This is a genomic window from Tahibacter aquaticus, assembly GCF_004363655.1.
GTDB lineage: Bacteria > Pseudomonadota > Gammaproteobacteria > Xanthomonadales > Rhodanobacteraceae > Tahibacter > Tahibacter aquaticus.
Map to the genome: position 1 here is coordinate 44,374 of NZ_SNZH01000016.1, position 15,044 is coordinate 59,417.

The 15,044-nt window shown below is 66.3% G+C and carries 16 protein-coding genes, 2 tRNA genes and 1 other RNA gene; 15 read left to right on the top strand and 4 right to left on the bottom strand.

The genetic code is table 11. The annotated features are described in order from the left end of the window. Positions 1–35: 35 nt before the first annotated feature. Both DFR29_RS22090 and gloB read right to left on the bottom strand, forming a co-directional pair. Positions 36–1,439 (bottom strand): transglycosylase SLT domain-containing protein, encoded by a 1,404-nt coding sequence (locus DFR29_RS22090; RefSeq protein WP_133820815.1) that lies wholly within the window; start codon positions 1,437–1,439, stop codon positions 36–38. Then, the gene (gene gloB / locus DFR29_RS22095; RefSeq protein WP_133820942.1) at positions 1,433–2,218 is read right to left on the bottom strand and encodes a hydroxyacylglutathione hydrolase; all 786 of its coding nucleotides are present in this window, start codon (positions 2,216–2,218) and stop codon (positions 1,433–1,435) included. The genes DFR29_RS22090 and gloB overlap by 7 nt, the downstream gene beginning before the upstream one ends. A gap of 148 nt (positions 2,219–2,366) precedes the next feature. Here gloB and DFR29_RS22100 point away from each other — a divergent pair, with 148 nt between their 5' ends. From DFR29_RS22100 to DFR29_RS22115, 4 genes are all read left to right on the top strand, one after another. Then, the gene (locus DFR29_RS22100) at positions 2,367–3,050 is read left to right on the top strand and encodes a class I SAM-dependent methyltransferase (protein WP_133820816.1); all 684 of its coding nucleotides are present in this window, start codon (positions 2,367–2,369) and stop codon (positions 3,048–3,050) included. After that, positions 3,047–3,502, top strand: coding sequence for a ribonuclease HI (rnhA, locus tag DFR29_RS22105; RefSeq protein WP_243746144.1), 456 nt, complete (start codon positions 3,047–3,049; stop codon positions 3,500–3,502). Before DFR29_RS22100 ends, rnhA begins: the two co-directional genes overlap by 4 nt. Further along, on the top strand, positions 3,502–4,227 hold the full coding sequence (dnaQ, locus tag DFR29_RS22110; protein ID WP_133820817.1) for a DNA polymerase III subunit epsilon: 726 nt from the start codon (positions 3,502–3,504) through the stop codon (positions 4,225–4,227). Before rnhA ends, dnaQ begins: the two co-directional genes overlap by 1 nt. Before the next feature lie 189 nt (positions 4,228–4,416). Then, on the top strand, positions 4,417–5,736 hold the full coding sequence (locus DFR29_RS22115) for a cytochrome c family protein (protein ID WP_166654271.1): 1,320 nt from the start codon (positions 4,417–4,419) through the stop codon (positions 5,734–5,736). A 205-nt stretch (positions 5,737–5,941) separates the two neighbouring features. Here DFR29_RS22115 and DFR29_RS22120 read toward each other — a convergent pair whose 3' ends face one another. Next, positions 5,942–6,643: a PP2C family protein-serine/threonine phosphatase gene (locus DFR29_RS22120; protein ID WP_133820819.1), complete on the bottom strand. Its 702-nt coding sequence runs from the start codon at positions 6,641–6,643 to the stop codon at positions 5,942–5,944. A gap of 322 nt (positions 6,644–6,965) precedes the next feature. On the opposite strand from DFR29_RS22120, the gene DFR29_RS22125 reads away from it, so the two are divergent. Then, positions 6,966–7,055 (top strand) — tRNA-Ser (locus DFR29_RS22125). Positions 7,056–7,152: 97 nt separating this feature from the next. Then, the gene (locus tag DFR29_RS22130) at positions 7,153–7,548 is read left to right on the top strand and encodes a DUF6165 family protein (RefSeq protein ID WP_133820820.1); all 396 of its coding nucleotides are present in this window, start codon (positions 7,153–7,155) and stop codon (positions 7,546–7,548) included. Positions 7,549–7,557: 9 nt separating this feature from the next. Here DFR29_RS22130 and DFR29_RS22135 read toward each other — a convergent pair whose 3' ends face one another. After that, on the bottom strand, positions 7,558–8,631 hold the full coding sequence (locus tag DFR29_RS22135; protein WP_133820821.1) for a glycosyltransferase family 9 protein: 1,074 nt from the start codon (positions 8,629–8,631) through the stop codon (positions 7,558–7,560). Between the two features lie 64 nt (positions 8,632–8,695). On the opposite strand from DFR29_RS22135, the gene DFR29_RS22140 reads away from it, so the two are divergent. The 9 genes from DFR29_RS22140 to dnaX all read left to right on the top strand — a co-directional run bounded on the left by DFR29_RS22140 (position 8,696) and on the right by dnaX (position 15,015). Beyond that, entirely contained in the window at positions 8,696–9,466 is a 771-nt protein-coding gene (locus DFR29_RS22140; RefSeq protein WP_133820822.1) for a 3-deoxy-D-manno-octulosonic acid kinase, read from the top strand. Next, positions 9,463–10,236, top strand: coding sequence for an MBL fold metallo-hydrolase (locus DFR29_RS22145; protein ID WP_133820823.1), 774 nt, complete (start codon positions 9,463–9,465; stop codon positions 10,234–10,236). The genes DFR29_RS22140 and DFR29_RS22145 overlap by 4 nt, the downstream gene beginning before the upstream one ends. Next, a complete protein-coding gene (gene moaA / locus DFR29_RS22150; protein ID WP_133820824.1) occupies positions 10,236–11,276 on the top strand; it encodes a GTP 3',8-cyclase MoaA in 1,041 nt (346 codons plus the stop codon). Before DFR29_RS22145 ends, moaA begins: the two co-directional genes overlap by 1 nt. Beyond that, on the top strand, positions 11,276–11,773 hold the full coding sequence (moaC, locus tag DFR29_RS22155) for a cyclic pyranopterin monophosphate synthase MoaC (protein WP_133820825.1): 498 nt from the start codon (positions 11,276–11,278) through the stop codon (positions 11,771–11,773). The genes moaA and moaC overlap by 1 nt, the downstream gene beginning before the upstream one ends. Next, complete coding sequence (locus tag DFR29_RS22160; protein ID WP_133820826.1) at positions 11,770–12,009, top strand: MoaD/ThiS family protein; 240 nt, start codon at positions 11,770–11,772, stop codon at positions 12,007–12,009. Before moaC ends, DFR29_RS22160 begins: the two co-directional genes overlap by 4 nt. Beyond that, on the top strand, positions 12,006–12,440 hold the full coding sequence (locus DFR29_RS22165; RefSeq protein ID WP_133820827.1) for a molybdenum cofactor biosynthesis protein MoaE: 435 nt from the start codon (positions 12,006–12,008) through the stop codon (positions 12,438–12,440). Before DFR29_RS22160 ends, DFR29_RS22165 begins: the two co-directional genes overlap by 4 nt. Before the next feature lie 78 nt (positions 12,441–12,518). Beyond that, a tRNA-Ser gene (locus tag DFR29_RS22170) sits at positions 12,519–12,611 on the top strand. 66 nt (positions 12,612–12,677) lie between these two features. Continuing rightward, positions 12,678–12,774: signal recognition particle sRNA small type (ffs, locus tag DFR29_RS22175), an RNA gene on the top strand. A 366-nt stretch (positions 12,775–13,140) separates the two neighbouring features. Then, the gene (gene dnaX / locus DFR29_RS22180) at positions 13,141–15,015 is read left to right on the top strand and encodes a DNA polymerase III subunit gamma/tau (RefSeq protein WP_133820828.1); all 1,875 of its coding nucleotides are present in this window, start codon (positions 13,141–13,143) and stop codon (positions 15,013–15,015) included. Positions 15,016–15,044: the final 29 nt, after the last annotated feature.

The following is a 15,044-nucleotide window of genomic DNA, read 5'->3' on the forward strand; positions in this document are numbered from 1 at the left end:
CAGATCATGCCGTCGTGCAGCGCGAAGATCGGTGGCTATTCCTCCAGGCGCAGTTTCTGGCCTGGCTTGAGCTGCGCTTTCTCGCTGAGCTGGTTCCAGCGCCGCAGATTGGCCACGCTGACCTTGTGCGTCTTGGCCAGGCTCCAGAGGTTGTCGCCGCTCTTTACGGTGATGGAGGTATCACGTCGCTCTGACTCCGGCGCCAGTGGAATCGGCGGCGGTGGCGGTACGCCCATGCGGCCGCCCAGGGCCGCTGGCAGGAATACCGTGGCGCCGGCGGCGAACTCGCGGCCGGCGCCGACACCATTGGCAGCGCCGACCAGATCGATGGGCACGGCGGCGGCGCCGGCCAGCTCGTCCACCCCGCGGCGCTCGCGCAGCTTGACTGCATCCCAGGTGCTCCAGGCGCTGGGGGCCAGCTGGGTATAGCGCTGCTGGAAGCGCAGCAGCGACGGCTTGGGCAGCAGCAGATGCATCGGCGAATTGGCCGAGATGCGCGATTGGCGATGGCCGGCGTTGTAGCGGCGCAACGTGTCTTCGGGCACGTCGGCCAGTCGTGCGGCGACGCGTATGTCGATCGGTGCGGTCAGGGTGACGCGCACTAGCTGGTCCTCGGCGGACGGTTCGGGCAGCGTTACGCCGAACCGTTCCGGGTCGTTGATGACGCAGCCCAGTGCCAGCAGCTTGGCCAGATGCTCGTGCGTGACCGGCGACAGCTTCAGCCTGGCCAGGTCTTCGCGGCTGAGGTTCTGGCGATTCTCCTGCAGCAGTTTCTTCACCCGGTATTCGCCGGCGTTGAATGCCATGTCGACCAGGCGCCAGTCACCGAATTCGTCCTGGTAGCGCTTGAGCATGCCGACCGCGGCTGAACTCGATGCCCAGGCGTCCAGGCGTCCGTCGTAATGCGGCGAAATCTGCAGGCCGACACTGCGCGCCGTATCCGGCATGAACTGCCACATTCCCGCCGGCGTGCTGCCGCGCGTGGCGATGGGCTCGTAATGGCTTTCCAGATATGGCAACAGGGCAAACTCGCCCGGCAGGTCGTGGCGCTCCAGTTCGTCCAGCACCAGCATCAGAAAGGGCAGGGCGCGCTTGAGCGAAGCGGCGAAGCGGTCCGGACCATGGGTATAGGTACGTGCCCAGCGCTGTACCGCCGGGCTGTACTCGCAACCGGGCATGGCAAAGCGCGTGCGCAGGCGGGCCCAGAGCGAATCGGCCGGCGACAGGTCGATGGACTGGTCGTGCAGGCTCAGGTCCGGGACTGGTGCCAGCGGCACATCGATGCGTTCCGGTGCCTCCACGCGCAGATCCAGCGGCGGCAGCGAGGTGGCACTGAGGATGGCGCTGTTGGCCGGGTCGTGTTTGGGGGCCGTGGCGCAGGCGGCCAGCAACAGGGCCGGCAGAACGGCGAGCGTCGGCGTGAAACGGCGCATCACCATGAGGCCGGCATCCGGAACTGATCCTTGCCGCGGCGCAAGGCGGCAAAGCGTTCCACCCGCGCGCCGGGTGCGATCGAGTGCTCGCGCCGCGCCCAGGCCACCACCTCGGCCTCGTCGATGCGCAGGAACGGATTGGTGGCACGTTCCTGCCGAATGCTGCTGGGCAGGCTCGGTTCGCCGCGGGCGCGGCGCTCGCGCACTTCCTGCACGCGCTGGCGCAGTGCGGCGTTGCCGGGCTCCACGCTGATCGCGTAGGCGCAGTTGGACAAGGTGTACTCGTGCGCGCACAGCACGGCTGTATCGGCCGGCAGCGCGGCCAGGCGGTCCAGCGACGTCAACATCTGTGCCGGCGTGCCTTCGAACAGACGGCCGCAGCCCACACTGAACAAGGTATCGCCACAGAACAGCAGGCCGGCGCCGACATAACCGATATGCGTGCGCGTGTGTCCCGGCAGATCCAGTACTTCCAGGCGCAGGCTGGGCCGGGCCAGATCGACATGGTCGCCGCCGGCGACGCGCCGCGTCGCAATGGCGATACGTTCGTCATGCGGTGCAAAAATTTCCACTTCGGGAAATTGTCGTTGCAAAGCGGCGACGCCGCCGATATGGTCGCCGTGGTGATGGGTGAGCAGGATGGTATGCAATTGCAGGCCCTGTTCGCGCAGTGCAGCCAGCACCGGTGCGGCGTCTCCGGGGTCGACGACCAGGGCATTGCCGCCGGTGTCGTGCACCAGCCACAAATAGTTGTCGTCGAACGCAGGCACAGGCAGGGTACGCAGCACGGCTTCACGGGGGCTAGGGGCGACGCGCGAATATAGCCGCGGCTTTCGCATTCATCGTTAAGCCCGCTTAACGATCCTGGCGATTGGTGCGGGACAAGCCAGTGCCAGTTGGCGCAGAATCGCCCTCCCCGCCAGCAAGCTCACTATGCCTCTTACTGCCCAGACCCCGTTCCAGACGGCCGCGCTGCGCCAATGGCTGCAGCAGGAAACGCTAGCCCTGGCGCCGGAATGCGCCGGCGTGTTTGGCCGCCAGGGCTTGTTCATCGGCTGCGAGCAGGGCTTCGGCTTGACGCTCAGCTCGCCCATGCTTGGCCGGCGCTTCGGCCTGCACATGGCTGCGCCGGGCCAACTGGCCGGCGACGTACATTGCGCTGCGACCGAGCTGCCGTTCGCTGACGAAAGCTTCCGCCTGATCGTGCTGCAGCATGCGTTCGAATGGATGGACGATGCCGCCGCATTGCGTAGCGAATTGGTGCGCGTGCTGGAGCCGGGCGGCATTCTCATGGTCAGCGGCTTCGCCCGCTTCGGTCCCTGGCGGCCCTGGCTGGCCTGGCGCCTACAGAATTTCGGCGGCCTGCGCTGTGCTTCGGCCGGCAGCTGGCGCCGCGCACTGGCGCAGGACGGTGTAGATACCTATGCGCAACGCCGCGTCGGCCAGCTGCGTGCCGATTCGCTCGCTCTCGGCCTGCCGTCAGCACTGCGTCCGAGCTGGTTGCTGCTGGCGCGCAAGCGCAGCCAGACGGCACTGACCTGGGTGCGGCCCGTGTCGTTGAAGCCGCGGGGTGTGCGCGCACGCCTGGCCTCCGGCGCGCAGCGGGCGTCCGCATGACCGCGGCGACGATGGCGGTGGATGTGTTTACCGACGGCGCCTGCCTGGGCAATCCCGGGCCCGGTGGCTGGGCGGCCTTGTTGCGTTATGGAAAAGTTGAGAAAGTCATTTCTGGCGGCGAGCCGGACAGCACCAACAATCGCATGGAGCTGATGGGCGCCATCGCGGCGCTGGAGGCATTGACGCGTTCCTGCCAGGTGCGCATCACCACCGACTCGCAGTACGTCAAGCAAGGCATGCAGCAATGGCTGCCGCGCTGGCAGGCCAACGGCTGGCGCACGTCCGACAAGAAGCCTGTGAAGAACCAGGACCTGTGGGAGCGTCTGGCTGCCGCCGTGGCGCGCCACGACGTGGAATGGTTCTGGACGCGCGGTCATTCCGGGCATCCGGACAACGAACGCGTGGACAGGGCTGCGCGCCTGGCCGCCGAAAAACAGCCCCGAGGAAAGTGATGCGTCAGATCGTGCTGGATACCGAAACGACCGGCCTGGACGCCAATCGCGGCCATCGCCTGATCGAGCTGGGTTGCGTGGAACTGCTGGAGCGCCGTGTCAGCGGCAGCCATTTCCACCGCTATCTCAACCCCGACCGCGACATCGACGCGGGCGCCCAGGCGGTGCACGGCATCAGTATCGAGTTCCTCGTCGACAAGCCGCGCTTTGCCGACGTGGCCGACGAGTTCGTCGCTTATATCAGTGGCGCGGAACTGATCATCCACAACGCCGCCTTTGACGTAGGCTTCATCGACGCCGAGCTGGCACGGCTGGGACCGAGCTACGGCCGCCTGCGCGACCATGCGACAGTGCTCGACACGCTGGCCATGGCGCGGGAAATGTTCCCCGGCCAGCGCAACAGCCTCGATGCCTTGTGCAAGCGCCTGGATATCGACAACAGCCATCGCGAACTGCATGGCGCGCTGCTCGACGCGGAAATCCTCGCCGACGTCTACCTTGCCCTGACCGCCGGCCAGGGTGCGCTGGATTTCGCGCTGGAAACGCCCGACAACGCCCAGATCCGCGTCGCCGCGCAGCACCGGCCGCTGAGCGAGCGACCGCCGTTGCGCGTGCACCTGGCCAACGAGGCTGAACTGGCTGCGCACGAGGCACGCCTGGCTGCGATCGACAAGGCCAGCAAAGGCGCTACGGTCTGGCGCCGCCTGGCCGGCATTCCGCTCTGAGCAGCCGTCTTTGCGCGGCCTGGACCGGCTGTTTTCCTGCCCACCCCGCAGGAATGTCAGTTTTGCTCCCGCTTTTGCGTTAAACCATTCAGACGCTGCCTTGGCCTAGGCAGTGCTGCCGCGCATGGCATAATCGGCCGGCGCGCCCCAGCAGCCGCCAGGGTGCTCGCTCGAATGGGGAGTTCGGCGATGAATTTGCGTACGTGGATCGGAGCCGTGTGCGTATTCCTGCTGCCGTGCGGCCTTGCCGCCGCGTCGGCGGTGGACGCCATCGCCGCGCACAAGCACCAGGGCGTGGCCAGCTGTTCCAACAGTGTCTGCCATGGCGCTTCGCAGGTGTTTCGCGAATCGCACGTGATGCAGAACGAATTCGCGGTCTGGCAGGAGACCGATCCGCACGCCAAGGCCTACGCCATCCTGGAGCAGCCTGCCTCGCGCGAGATCGCGCGCAAGCTCGGCCTGGGCAATGCGACCGAAGCGAAGATCTGCCTCGACTGCCATGCCGACAATGTGCCTGCGGCACAGCGTGGCGAGCGCTTCCAGCTCAGCGATGGCGTCGGTTGCGAGGCCTGCCACGGCGGCGCCGAGCAATGGCTCAACGCGCATGCGGACAAAAGCGTCAAGCATGCCGACAACCTGGCCAAGGGCATGTATGCGACCGACGATCCGGTAAAGCGCGCGCAGCTGTGCCTGTCCTGCCACATGGGCACGAAGGACCGCATGATCACCCACCGCATCATGGGGGCCGGCCATCCGCGCCTGACCTTCGAGCTGGATACCTTTACCTGGCTGGGTCGGCCGCATTACGCCATCGACGCCGACTGGATAGAGCGCAAGGGCGAATTCAGCGGTGCGCGCGACTGGGCGGTAGGCCAGGGCGTCGCGGCGGCGAACCTGCTCGACCAGCTGACCGATCCCAAGGCCGGTATGCAAGGCATCTTCCCCGAGCTGGTGCTGTTCAACTGCTTTGCCTGTCATAAGCGCATGTCGGACAAGAGCTGGGGCCCGCGCCAGGGCACCGGCCTGGGCCCAGGCGTGGTGCGCCTGTACGACGCCAACCTGGTGATGTTCCGTCATGTGCTGGCGGCGGTGGACAAATCCGCCGAGGCGCGCGTGCTGGAACAGACCCGGGCGCTGCACAAGGCGACTACCGAAAGCCGCGACGCGACCCTGGCAGCGGCGCGGCGACTGCGCGCCACGCTGGACGAACTGCTGCCGCGGGTTGCCCAGCACCGCTTCGACGGCAGCAGCCTGAATGCAATCCTGGCCGACATCGAAGCCGATGCGGCCCGCGGCGAATACCGTGACTATGACGCGGCCGAGCAGGCGGCCATGGCGGCGCAGTCGGTCATTGTCGCGTTCGAGAACACCGGCACCATCGACAAGGCCCGCGCCGATGCGCTCAAGGCCAGGCTCGACGGCGTGTATGCGGTGCTGAAGAACGAGAACGGCTATTCGATGAGCGGTTTCCAGGTCGCCTTGAAAGCGCTCAAGAACGGCGCGCTGTAGGAGGCTTGGCCGGGCGGCGCGCCGTGGCTGCTGCTGGCTGCGGCAAGTAGGCCCATTCCTCGCTCTGCAGGGGTGGGCTGATGGTGCGATTCGAGGAAAGCCCAATCAGGCTTGCCGCGGGACTTTCCGCCATTGCCCGCAATGCCGCCGGTTGGCCGTCATTGCGGGCCCGGCTACCGCGCGGCCCTGCCGGCGCGCGCGGATGTCAGCGCCGGCGGATCAGCACTACCGTGACATTGTCCGAGCCGCCACCGTCGAGGGCGGCCAGAATCAGGTGATCGACGCATTCCTGCGCCGACAGCTCGGCGCGGGCGAGAATACTGTCAATCTGCGCATCTTCCACTTCTTCGGTCAGCCCGTCGCTGCACAGCAGGATCTGCATGCCCGGCTGCAGCGTGCCGGTGATGGTCTCCACGCGCAGACTTTGCGGATCGGTCACGCCTAGCGCCTGGGTGACCACATTGCGATGCGGATGGGTGCGTGCCTGCTCGGCGGTGATGGCGCCCTGCTCGATGAGCTCCTGAACGTAGGAGTGGTCTTGCGAAAGCTGCTTGAGCGCGCCGTTCCAGACATAAACGCGGCTGTCGCCGACCCAGGCCATTTCGAACTGATCGCCACTGACGCTGACCGCAGCGACGGTCGTTCCCATGGGCAGCGCTTCGGCGCGGCGGCTGGAATGGCGGATGATTTCCTCGTCGGCGAGCTGGATGGCGCGGCCGATCGCAGTGCCTTTGCGCACTTCGTCGATCAGCGTATCGCGGGCGATGGCGCTGGCGACTTCGCCGTGCTCATGCCCGCCCATGCCATCGGCGACGAGCCATAGGCCCAGCTCCGGGTCGGCATAATACGTGTCTTCGTTGTGCTCGCGGCGCAGGCCGACGTGGGAGCTGTGTCCGAATTCGATCATGCGCGAAGCCTGGTTCGGGTTTTGTTGCCATCGCCAGACGCTGCGTGCCGGCAGAAATGGAACGGCGGCGCGTGCGAAAAACGAACTGGGTCATAGCATGCCGCCGGGAACTGGCTGGAGGCAAGCGGAAGGCACTGCAGGACTGCGTATCCTTTGCTACCGATTACGTATTTCGGCCGCTGCTTGCGTCACCCGCAAACGCGGGCTTGCGGCAGGCGCATCGCGAGGCACTGCGATGGCCTTGTATCCGTCGCGCGTAGCTCGTACTATTCGCGCCCCTCGCCGCGCCACCGGCAGGGCCAGTCGCAAGACTGACAGTTCCGGAGAGGTGGCAGAGTGGTCGAATGTACCTGACTCGAAATCAGGCGTACGTGTAAGCGTACCGTGGGTTCGAATCCCACCCTCTCCGCCAGCAACGACGACAACGCCCCGCAAGGGGCGTTGTCGTTTCTCTGCCGCGGCCCGGTCGGTTTGGGCTAGGCTCGCGCTTTCCCTAGCAGAGCACTCCGATGTCGCTGATCGTCACCCCGATTTCCCATGGCGAACTGATCGACAAGATCACCATCCTGGAGATCAAGTCCGAACAGATCGCCGATCCGGCCAAGCTGGCCAACGTGCGTACCGAGCTGGATCTGCTGAATGCGGCATGGCGCGACGATGCCGCGGCGGCCATCGACATCGGCGGCGAGCGCGCGCGGCTGAAGCAGGTCAACCAGTCGCTGTGGGATATCGAAGATCGCATCCGTCTGAAGGAAAAAGCCCAGGCCTTCGATGCGGAATTCATCGAGCTGGCACGCGCCGTTTATTTCCAGAACGACGATCGTGCCGCGATCAAGCGCGAGATCAATCTCAAGCTCGGCTCGCAACTGATCGAAGAAAAGTCGTACCAGAACTACAAGAGCTGATCCGCGGGGCTAGCCCGCCTGCGTCCGGCTACGGCTCTGGGCGAACGCGTCGAAACGCTCGATCACGGCGTCGGTCTCGATCAGATCCATCACGCCTTCGTGCTCGATCTTCGTGCCCCAGCGCAGTTGCGCGGCAGGCTTGCCGCGGAACTGGCGTGCGGCGGCGTCATAGCGGTCGACGCACCAGCGGCGATCGGAATACGGGCCCGAGCGCTGCGGATTGCTCGCCGCATGCAGGCCTAGTACGGCGCTGCCGACGGCGTTGGCGAGGTGCATTGGGCCGGAGTCGGGTGTGAGCACCAGATCGGCCTTGCGCAGCAGTGCCAGCAACTGCTTCAGCGTATCCCTGCCTATCAGGTCGACCGGCCTGCAGTGCTGCAGATGTGCCGTGATCGCAGCGCCGAACTCGCGCTCGTAGGCACTTGGCCCGCCGCACAACACCACGCGCCAGCCGTGCACGGTGGCGGCATGATCCATCACCGCGGCATAGCGCTGCGGCTGCCAGTTGCGCAGGCGATGGCTGGAGCAGGGGCTGACCAGCAGGGTAGGCGGGTCGCCCGGCAGATGCTCCTCGGCGAACTCGAATGCCGCGTTGGGAATGGGTAGGTCCCAGCGCACAGTGGTCTGCCGCAGGCCCAGCGGCTCGGCGAAGCTGCCGATCGCGTCGAGTACGTGCTCGCCGCTGCGCGCGGCAATGCGCTGGTTTACGAACAGGCCATGCAGGTCGCGCGAGCGCGCCGCGTCGTAGCCTATGCGCCGGCGCGCACGCACCAGGGCGCTGAGCAGGTTGGAGCGCAGCGCGACCTGCATATGCAGCAGGGCGTCGAAGCGGCGTCCGCCCAGGGCACGGCGTACCTGGCGGTAGCCTTCCCAGCCCTTGCTCTTGTCGAACACGATGAACTCGACCCCGGGCAGGTCGCCGACCAGCTTGTGTTCCAGCTTGCCGACGATCCAGGTCAGTGCGGTCTGTGGCCACTGCGTCTGCAGCGTACGCACCAGTGGCAGCACATGACTGACATCGCCCAGGGCTGAGGTGCGCAGCAGACACAAGGATTGGACGGGCGTTGCTGCGGGTTCGGACATGCGGTTGCTAGAATGCCAGGGAACTGAAGAACGAGACGAACACGGCAGAGGCCGTGCGCAGACGATGAGCGAGGCGATCCTGAAAACCACCGCCGGCGGCGCGATTCTGTGCGACGCATCGCTGGCCGCACAAGTCGACGAGCGCTGGTTCGATCCGCAGCATTGGGGCGGGCCGCACGGCGCAACGATCACGGCGGGCGGACGCGGTGCCGCCTGGATGGTAACGACACCTGCCGGCGCCGGCGTGCTGCGTCATTACCGCCGCGGCGGCGCGATGGCCCGACTGTTCCGCGACTGGTATTTCTGGCACGGCGCCGAAGAAACCCGGCCTTTCCGCGAGTTCCGCCTGCTGCAGCACCTGCAGCGCCTGGGTTTGCCGGCACCGCAAGCGGTAGCGGCGCGCTACCGCCGGCGCGGACTGTTCTACCAGGCCGACTTGCTGATGCGGCGCATAGCCGAAGCGCAGACCCTGGCGGAAATCCTCCTGGCCGGCCAGCTCGACGCCGCACTGATGCAGCGGATCGGTGCTCTGATTGCGCGCTTCCACCAGGCCGGCATCTGGCATGCAGACCTGAATGCGCACAACGTGCTGCGCGCGCGCGACGCGGTTTATCTGATCGACTTCGATCGTGGTCAGGTCCGCGCCCCTGCCGATACCTGGCAACAGCAGAACCTGGCACGCCTGCGCCGCTCGCTGCTCAAGCTCGGTGCGGCGGCGGCGGGCGAGGCCGCGTTCGAGGTTGGCCTGTGGCAGCCCTTGCGCCAAGCCCATGCGTCCGCACTTTCCCAGGCGCACAATGCCAGTCCTGGCACACCGGCGGAACCCGAGCAATGAACCTGGCTTTGCAATTCCTCGGGGTCGGCTCGTCTCAGGCGGTAGAGCTGGGGTCGTCCGGCGCCGTGCTCGAGCGCGACGGCCAGCCCTGGCTGCTGATCGACTGCGGTCCGGAAACACTGACCCGCTACCTCGACCGTTATGCCAGCCTGCCGCGTACGATCTATGTCACGCATACGCACATGGACCACGTCGGCGGCTTCGAGCGTTTATTCACAAAAATCTATTTCGACAATGCCTTGCGCGGCCGCGTGCGCGTTTTCGCCCATGCGGCGCTGGTGCCGCTGCTGCAGGCGCGCATCGCCGACTATCCGAACGTCCTGGCCGAGGGCGGCGCGAATTTCTGGGATGCGTTCCAGCTGCTGCCGCTGTCGCGCGGGTTCTGGCTCGACGACACCTGGTTCGACGTGTTTCCGGTACGCCACCATGCACCGGACACAGCCTTCGCGCTGAGCCTGCGCGGCAGTTGCGTCTGGACCGGTGATACCCGGCCGGTGCCGGAAATGCTCAGCCGCTATGCCAGCGCGGGCGAGCTGGTTGCGCACGATTGCGGCCTGGTCGGCAATCCCTCGCACAGCGGCGTGGACGATCTTGAGCGCGAGTACGCAGCCGAGCTGCGCGCGCGCCTGGTGCTGTACCACTACGGCAGCGCCGCCGACGGCGCCGCCTTGGCCGCCCGCGGCTATCGTATCGCGCGGCCGGGCGAGCGCTTCGTACTCGGTACCGGGCAGCCGCAACGCACGGCCGAGTCGGTCCTGCGGGCCGTCTGATGGCCGCGTCGATTCCGCTGCGCCTGGAACCGCCACAAGACCGCTACCGGCGCGGTCTTACCGACTTGCGCATCTCCGTGGTGGACCGCTGCAATTTCCGCTGCCCCTACTGCCTGCCGGAAGACCAATATCCCGAGCACCACGCGTTTCTGGACAAGCAGGCGCGCCTGTCATTCGAGGAAATAACCCGGCTTGCCCGCATTTTTGCCGGTCTGGGCGTGCACAAGATCCGCCTGACCGGCGGCGAACCGCTGCTGCGGCGCGACCTGCCTGTCCTGGTGCGGCAGCTGGCCCGCATCGAGGGCATTGCCGACATCGCGATGACCAGCAACGGCGTGCTGCTGCCGCGCTTTGCCGGGGACTTGCGTGCCGCCGGCCTGCAGCGCATCACCCTGAGCCTGGACAGTCTCGATGCGGGCGTATTTCGCCAGCTGTCGGGCAATCGCGGCGAAGTGGCCGAGGTGCTGGCGGCGATCGCTGCGGCAGAGCGGGCCGGCTTTGGCGGGCTCAAGCTCAACTGCGTGGTGCTGCGCGGCGTCAATGAAGCTGGCGTGCTGGATCTGGTCGAGCATTTTCGCGCCACGCCGCATGTGCTGCGCTTCATCGAATACATGGACGTGGGCACGCTCAACGGCTGGCAGCGCGATCGCGTAGTGCCGTCGGCCGAGCTGCTCGAACGCATTGCGGCGCGCTGGCCTTTGTCGCCGCTGCGGCGTGCCCACAGTCACGACGTGGCCGAGCGCTATCGTTTCGACGACGGCGGTGGCGAGATCGGTTTCATCAGTTCGGTCACGGCGCCGTTCTGCGGCGACTGCAGCCGTGCGCGGCTGTCGGCCGATGGGAAATTGTATACCTGCCTGTTTGCCGGCAGCGGTTTCGATCTGCGCAGCCTGCTGCGCGACGGCAGCAGCGACGAACGCATTTCTGCGGCCATTGCCGACTGCTGGAGCCGGCGCGACGACCGCTACAGCGAGCAGCGCGCCTTGCAGCGCGCCGGCACTGTGGAAGAACGTGTAGAAATGTTTGCTATCGGAGGTTGATGCGTTTGGACAGCACGCTTACTCATCTGGATGCGCAGGGCCATCCGCGCATGGTCGACGTGGCGGCGAAGACGCCCAGCCTGCGCCGTGCGGTAGCCCAGGCGCTGGTGCGCTTCCCTGCCGACGTTGCGGCGGAACTGCAGCGCACCGGCTTGCGCGGCAAGAAGGGCGCCATCGTCGATACCGCAATCGTCGCCGGCACCATGGCTGCCAAGCGCACGCACGAACTGATTCCGTTTTGCCATCCGCTGGCGCTGGAACGCTGCGAATTCGCCGTCGAATTCGTCTCGCCGACCGAATTGCGCATTCGCTGCGAAGTAGCCATTACGCACAAGACCGGTGTGGAAATGGAAGCACTGACCGGCGCCAGTGTCGCGGCGCTGACCGTCTACGACATGTGCAAGGCGCTGAGCCACGACATCGTCATCGCCGAGATTGCACTGCTGGAAAAATCCGGCGGCAAGCGCGACGTCATCGCGGCAGGCGCGGCGCCATGAACTATCGCCTGCTGTATTTCGCCTCGCTGCGCGACCGTACCGGCTGCGCCAGCGAAAGCCTGGCCACGGATGCGGCCGACCCGCGCGCGCTGTATGCGGAAATCGCCCGGCGCCACGGCCTTGGTCTGGCCATGGAGCGTCTGCGCGTGGCGGTGAACGGCGAGTTTGCGCAGTGGGATACGCCGCTGCAGGACAACGACGAAGTCGTGTTCCTGCCACCGGTGTCGGGCGGATGAGCGCATTCTGTCTGGCCGACTGCCCCATCGATGTCGCCCGCCTCGGCCGCGAGCTGGCCAGCCGCAGCGCCGGTGCCTGCGTCAGCTTCGAAGGCTGGGTGCGCGACCGCAACGCGGGCAAGGCTGTGCTGCGCCTGGCCTACCAGGCCTATCCAGCCCTGGCGCTGGCCGAAGGTGAGCGCATCCTGGTCCATGCGCGCGAACGCTTTGCCATCGAACATGCGTTGTGCGTGCATCGCGTCGGTGAGCTGGAGATCGGCGATCTGGCGGTGTGGGTCGGTGTCAGCGCGGCGCATCGCGATGCGGCGTTTGCCGCCTGTCGACATGTGATCGACGAGATCAAGGCGCACGTACCGATCTGGAAAAACGAGTTTTACCGTGACGGCGCTTCGGGCTGGCTGCATCCGGACGGCAGCCCGGTATCGGCCTGAGCTTGTTTGCGACGGGACTTTCCCTGTATTCTCCGCGCCCCGCGTCAGGGCTCATGGATGGGCACTCCTGTGCGGGCTGGAGAGATGTCCGAGTGGTTGAAGGAGCACGCCTGGAAAGTGTGTATACGGCTTATCCCCGTATCGAGGGTTCGAATCCCTCTCTCTCCGCCAGTTTTACCCAACGCAAGTTGCCAGCGCGCGGTGCACAGGCCCGCCGCTTCCGTTTTATGGCGACTCCGTCGGTCCTCTCGCGACGATAGCTTGCGAATTCCGCCAGGCCCGGAAGGGAGCAACGGTAGTGAGTGATTCGGGTGCCGGGATGTGGCTGGCGGAGTTGCCACCTAAGTGAGTGTGGGGCATGCGTCTAGCGTGTGGCTCTTGTAGTCGCCTGCTTGCCTCCACAACCCCGCCAAACGCTTGCGGTGCAAGCGTTTGGCCACCCCCTTGACTCAAGGGGGCTCCAGAAGCAGATGGCGAACAGCCGCGGCGTTCGAAGATCCCGCAAGACCTGCGTTGGACTAGGCCGCAGGCGCACCTCCGGTATCGTGGCATTTGCGCTGCGAAATGCTCATGCCTATGCCGGCCGGTGGAATTTCCATTGACACACCTGCGCAATGCCGCTGCGCCGCATCGCCGCCGGTCTGAATGCCAGCCGCAAGACACCCATGGCACAATCGCGGCTTGGCTGGAAGGAAACCGCATGTCGTATCAAGTCCTCGCGCGCAAGTGGCGGCCCAAGCGTTTCAGTGAACTGGTGGGGCAGGAGCACGTGGTGCGCGCGCTGTCCAATGGGCTGGACGGCGGTCGCCTGCATCATGCGTTTCTGTTTACCGGTACGCGCGGCGTGGGCAAGACCACGATTGCGCGCATCTTCGCCAAGTCGCTCAATTGCGAGCGTGGCCAGTCCTCGCAGCCCTGCGGCGAATGCCGCGCGTGTCTGGATATCGACGCGGGCCGCTTCGTCGATCTGCTCGAGATCGATGCAGCCAGCCATACCGGCGTGGACGATGTGCGCGAGATGATCGAAAGCGCACAGTATTCGCCGGCGCGCGGACGGCAGAAAGTGTTTCTCATCGACGAAGTGCACATGCTGTCCAAGAATGCCTTCAACGCGCTGTTGAAGACGCTGGAAGAGCCGCCGGCACACGTCAAGTTCCTGCTTGCCACGACCGACCCGCAGAAGCTGCCGGTGACGGTGCTGTCGCGTTGCCTCAAGTTCAATCTGAAGCGCCTGCTGCCGGAACAGATCGGCGGTCAGATGCGGCATATCCTGGACGCCGAGCAGATCGGCTTCGATGCCGACGCGATCGGCCTGCTGGCCAAGGGCGCCGACGGCTCCCTGCGCGACGGACTGTCGCTGCTGGACCAGTCCATCGCCTACGGCGGCGGCGCCGTGCGTACGGACGATGTACGGGCGATGCTCGGCACGATCGAGCGTGCCCAGGTCGGCCGCCTGCTGAGCGCGATCGTCGCCGACGACGGCAATGCACTTTTTGCCGAAGTGAACAAATTGGCAGAATTTGCGCCTGATTTCGCTCTGGTGCTGGACGACCTCGCTGCTTTGCTGCATCGCATCCAGCTACGCCAGCTGGTACCCGACTATGCGGGCGAAAATGCCGGCGATGCGCAGTCTGTGGCGCAGTTCGCGCAATCGCTTGGCGCCGACGAAGTGCAGTTGTACTACCAGCTGTGCATCAGCGGCCGGCGTGATCTGGCGCTGGCGCCGACACCCCGCGCCGGTTTCGAGATGGCACTGCTGCGCTTGCTGGCGTTTGCGCCGGGCGATGCGGGCGGTGCTGCGGATACGGGTTCGCGGGCGGGCGGCGGCGTTGCTGCCGCGGCGGCTGCGGCGCAGCGGCTGCAGTCTGCCGTGCCGCCCGTCGCCGTGGACACCGCGCCTCCGCCGCGGTTCGCGACGGAGGCCGCGCCGCGCGCGCCGGTGCTGCGCGAGCAGGCCGGAACCTCTGCCACTGAAGCCGCAAAGCCTATTGCACCGCCGGCCTTGGCCGCCGCGCCACGGCCGGCGGCCGAAATGCCCCGCGCCACGCTCCCCGCGACGCCTGCGCCGGCGATCGAGCCGGCGGTAGTTGCCGTACGAGCCGAGCCGGTTGCCGCCCCTGTTCCCGTCGCCGCTGCTGTTCCGGTAACGGCTGCCGCAGCGGCCGCCAGCGTCGAGCTGGAACTGCGCGACTGGCCGCGCCTGATCGAGCTGGCTGACCTGCGCGGGCCGGTAGGCCAGCTGGCCCGGCATGCTGCTTTGATGGCGGTCGAAGGCAATACCTTGCGCCTGGCCTTGAAAGCCGAGCATGAGCACCTGAATTCAGTACTGATGGTCACGCATCTGCAGGAAAAACTGGCCCAGGCAACCGGGCGGCCTCTGCGTTGCGTCTTCGAGACGGCCGAGGCCGGCGTCGAGACGCCGGCCGAGCAGATTGCGCGTACGCGCAATGCGCGCCAGCTGCAGGCAGAGCAGGACATCGAGCAAGATCCCTTCGTGCAGGCTGCAGTGCAGGAACTGGGCGCGCGTATCGTGCCCAATTCGGTACGCCTGCCCGAGTCCGGCGCGCCCGGTTGAATCGGTGCGTGCCTCAAGGCATTCGAAAA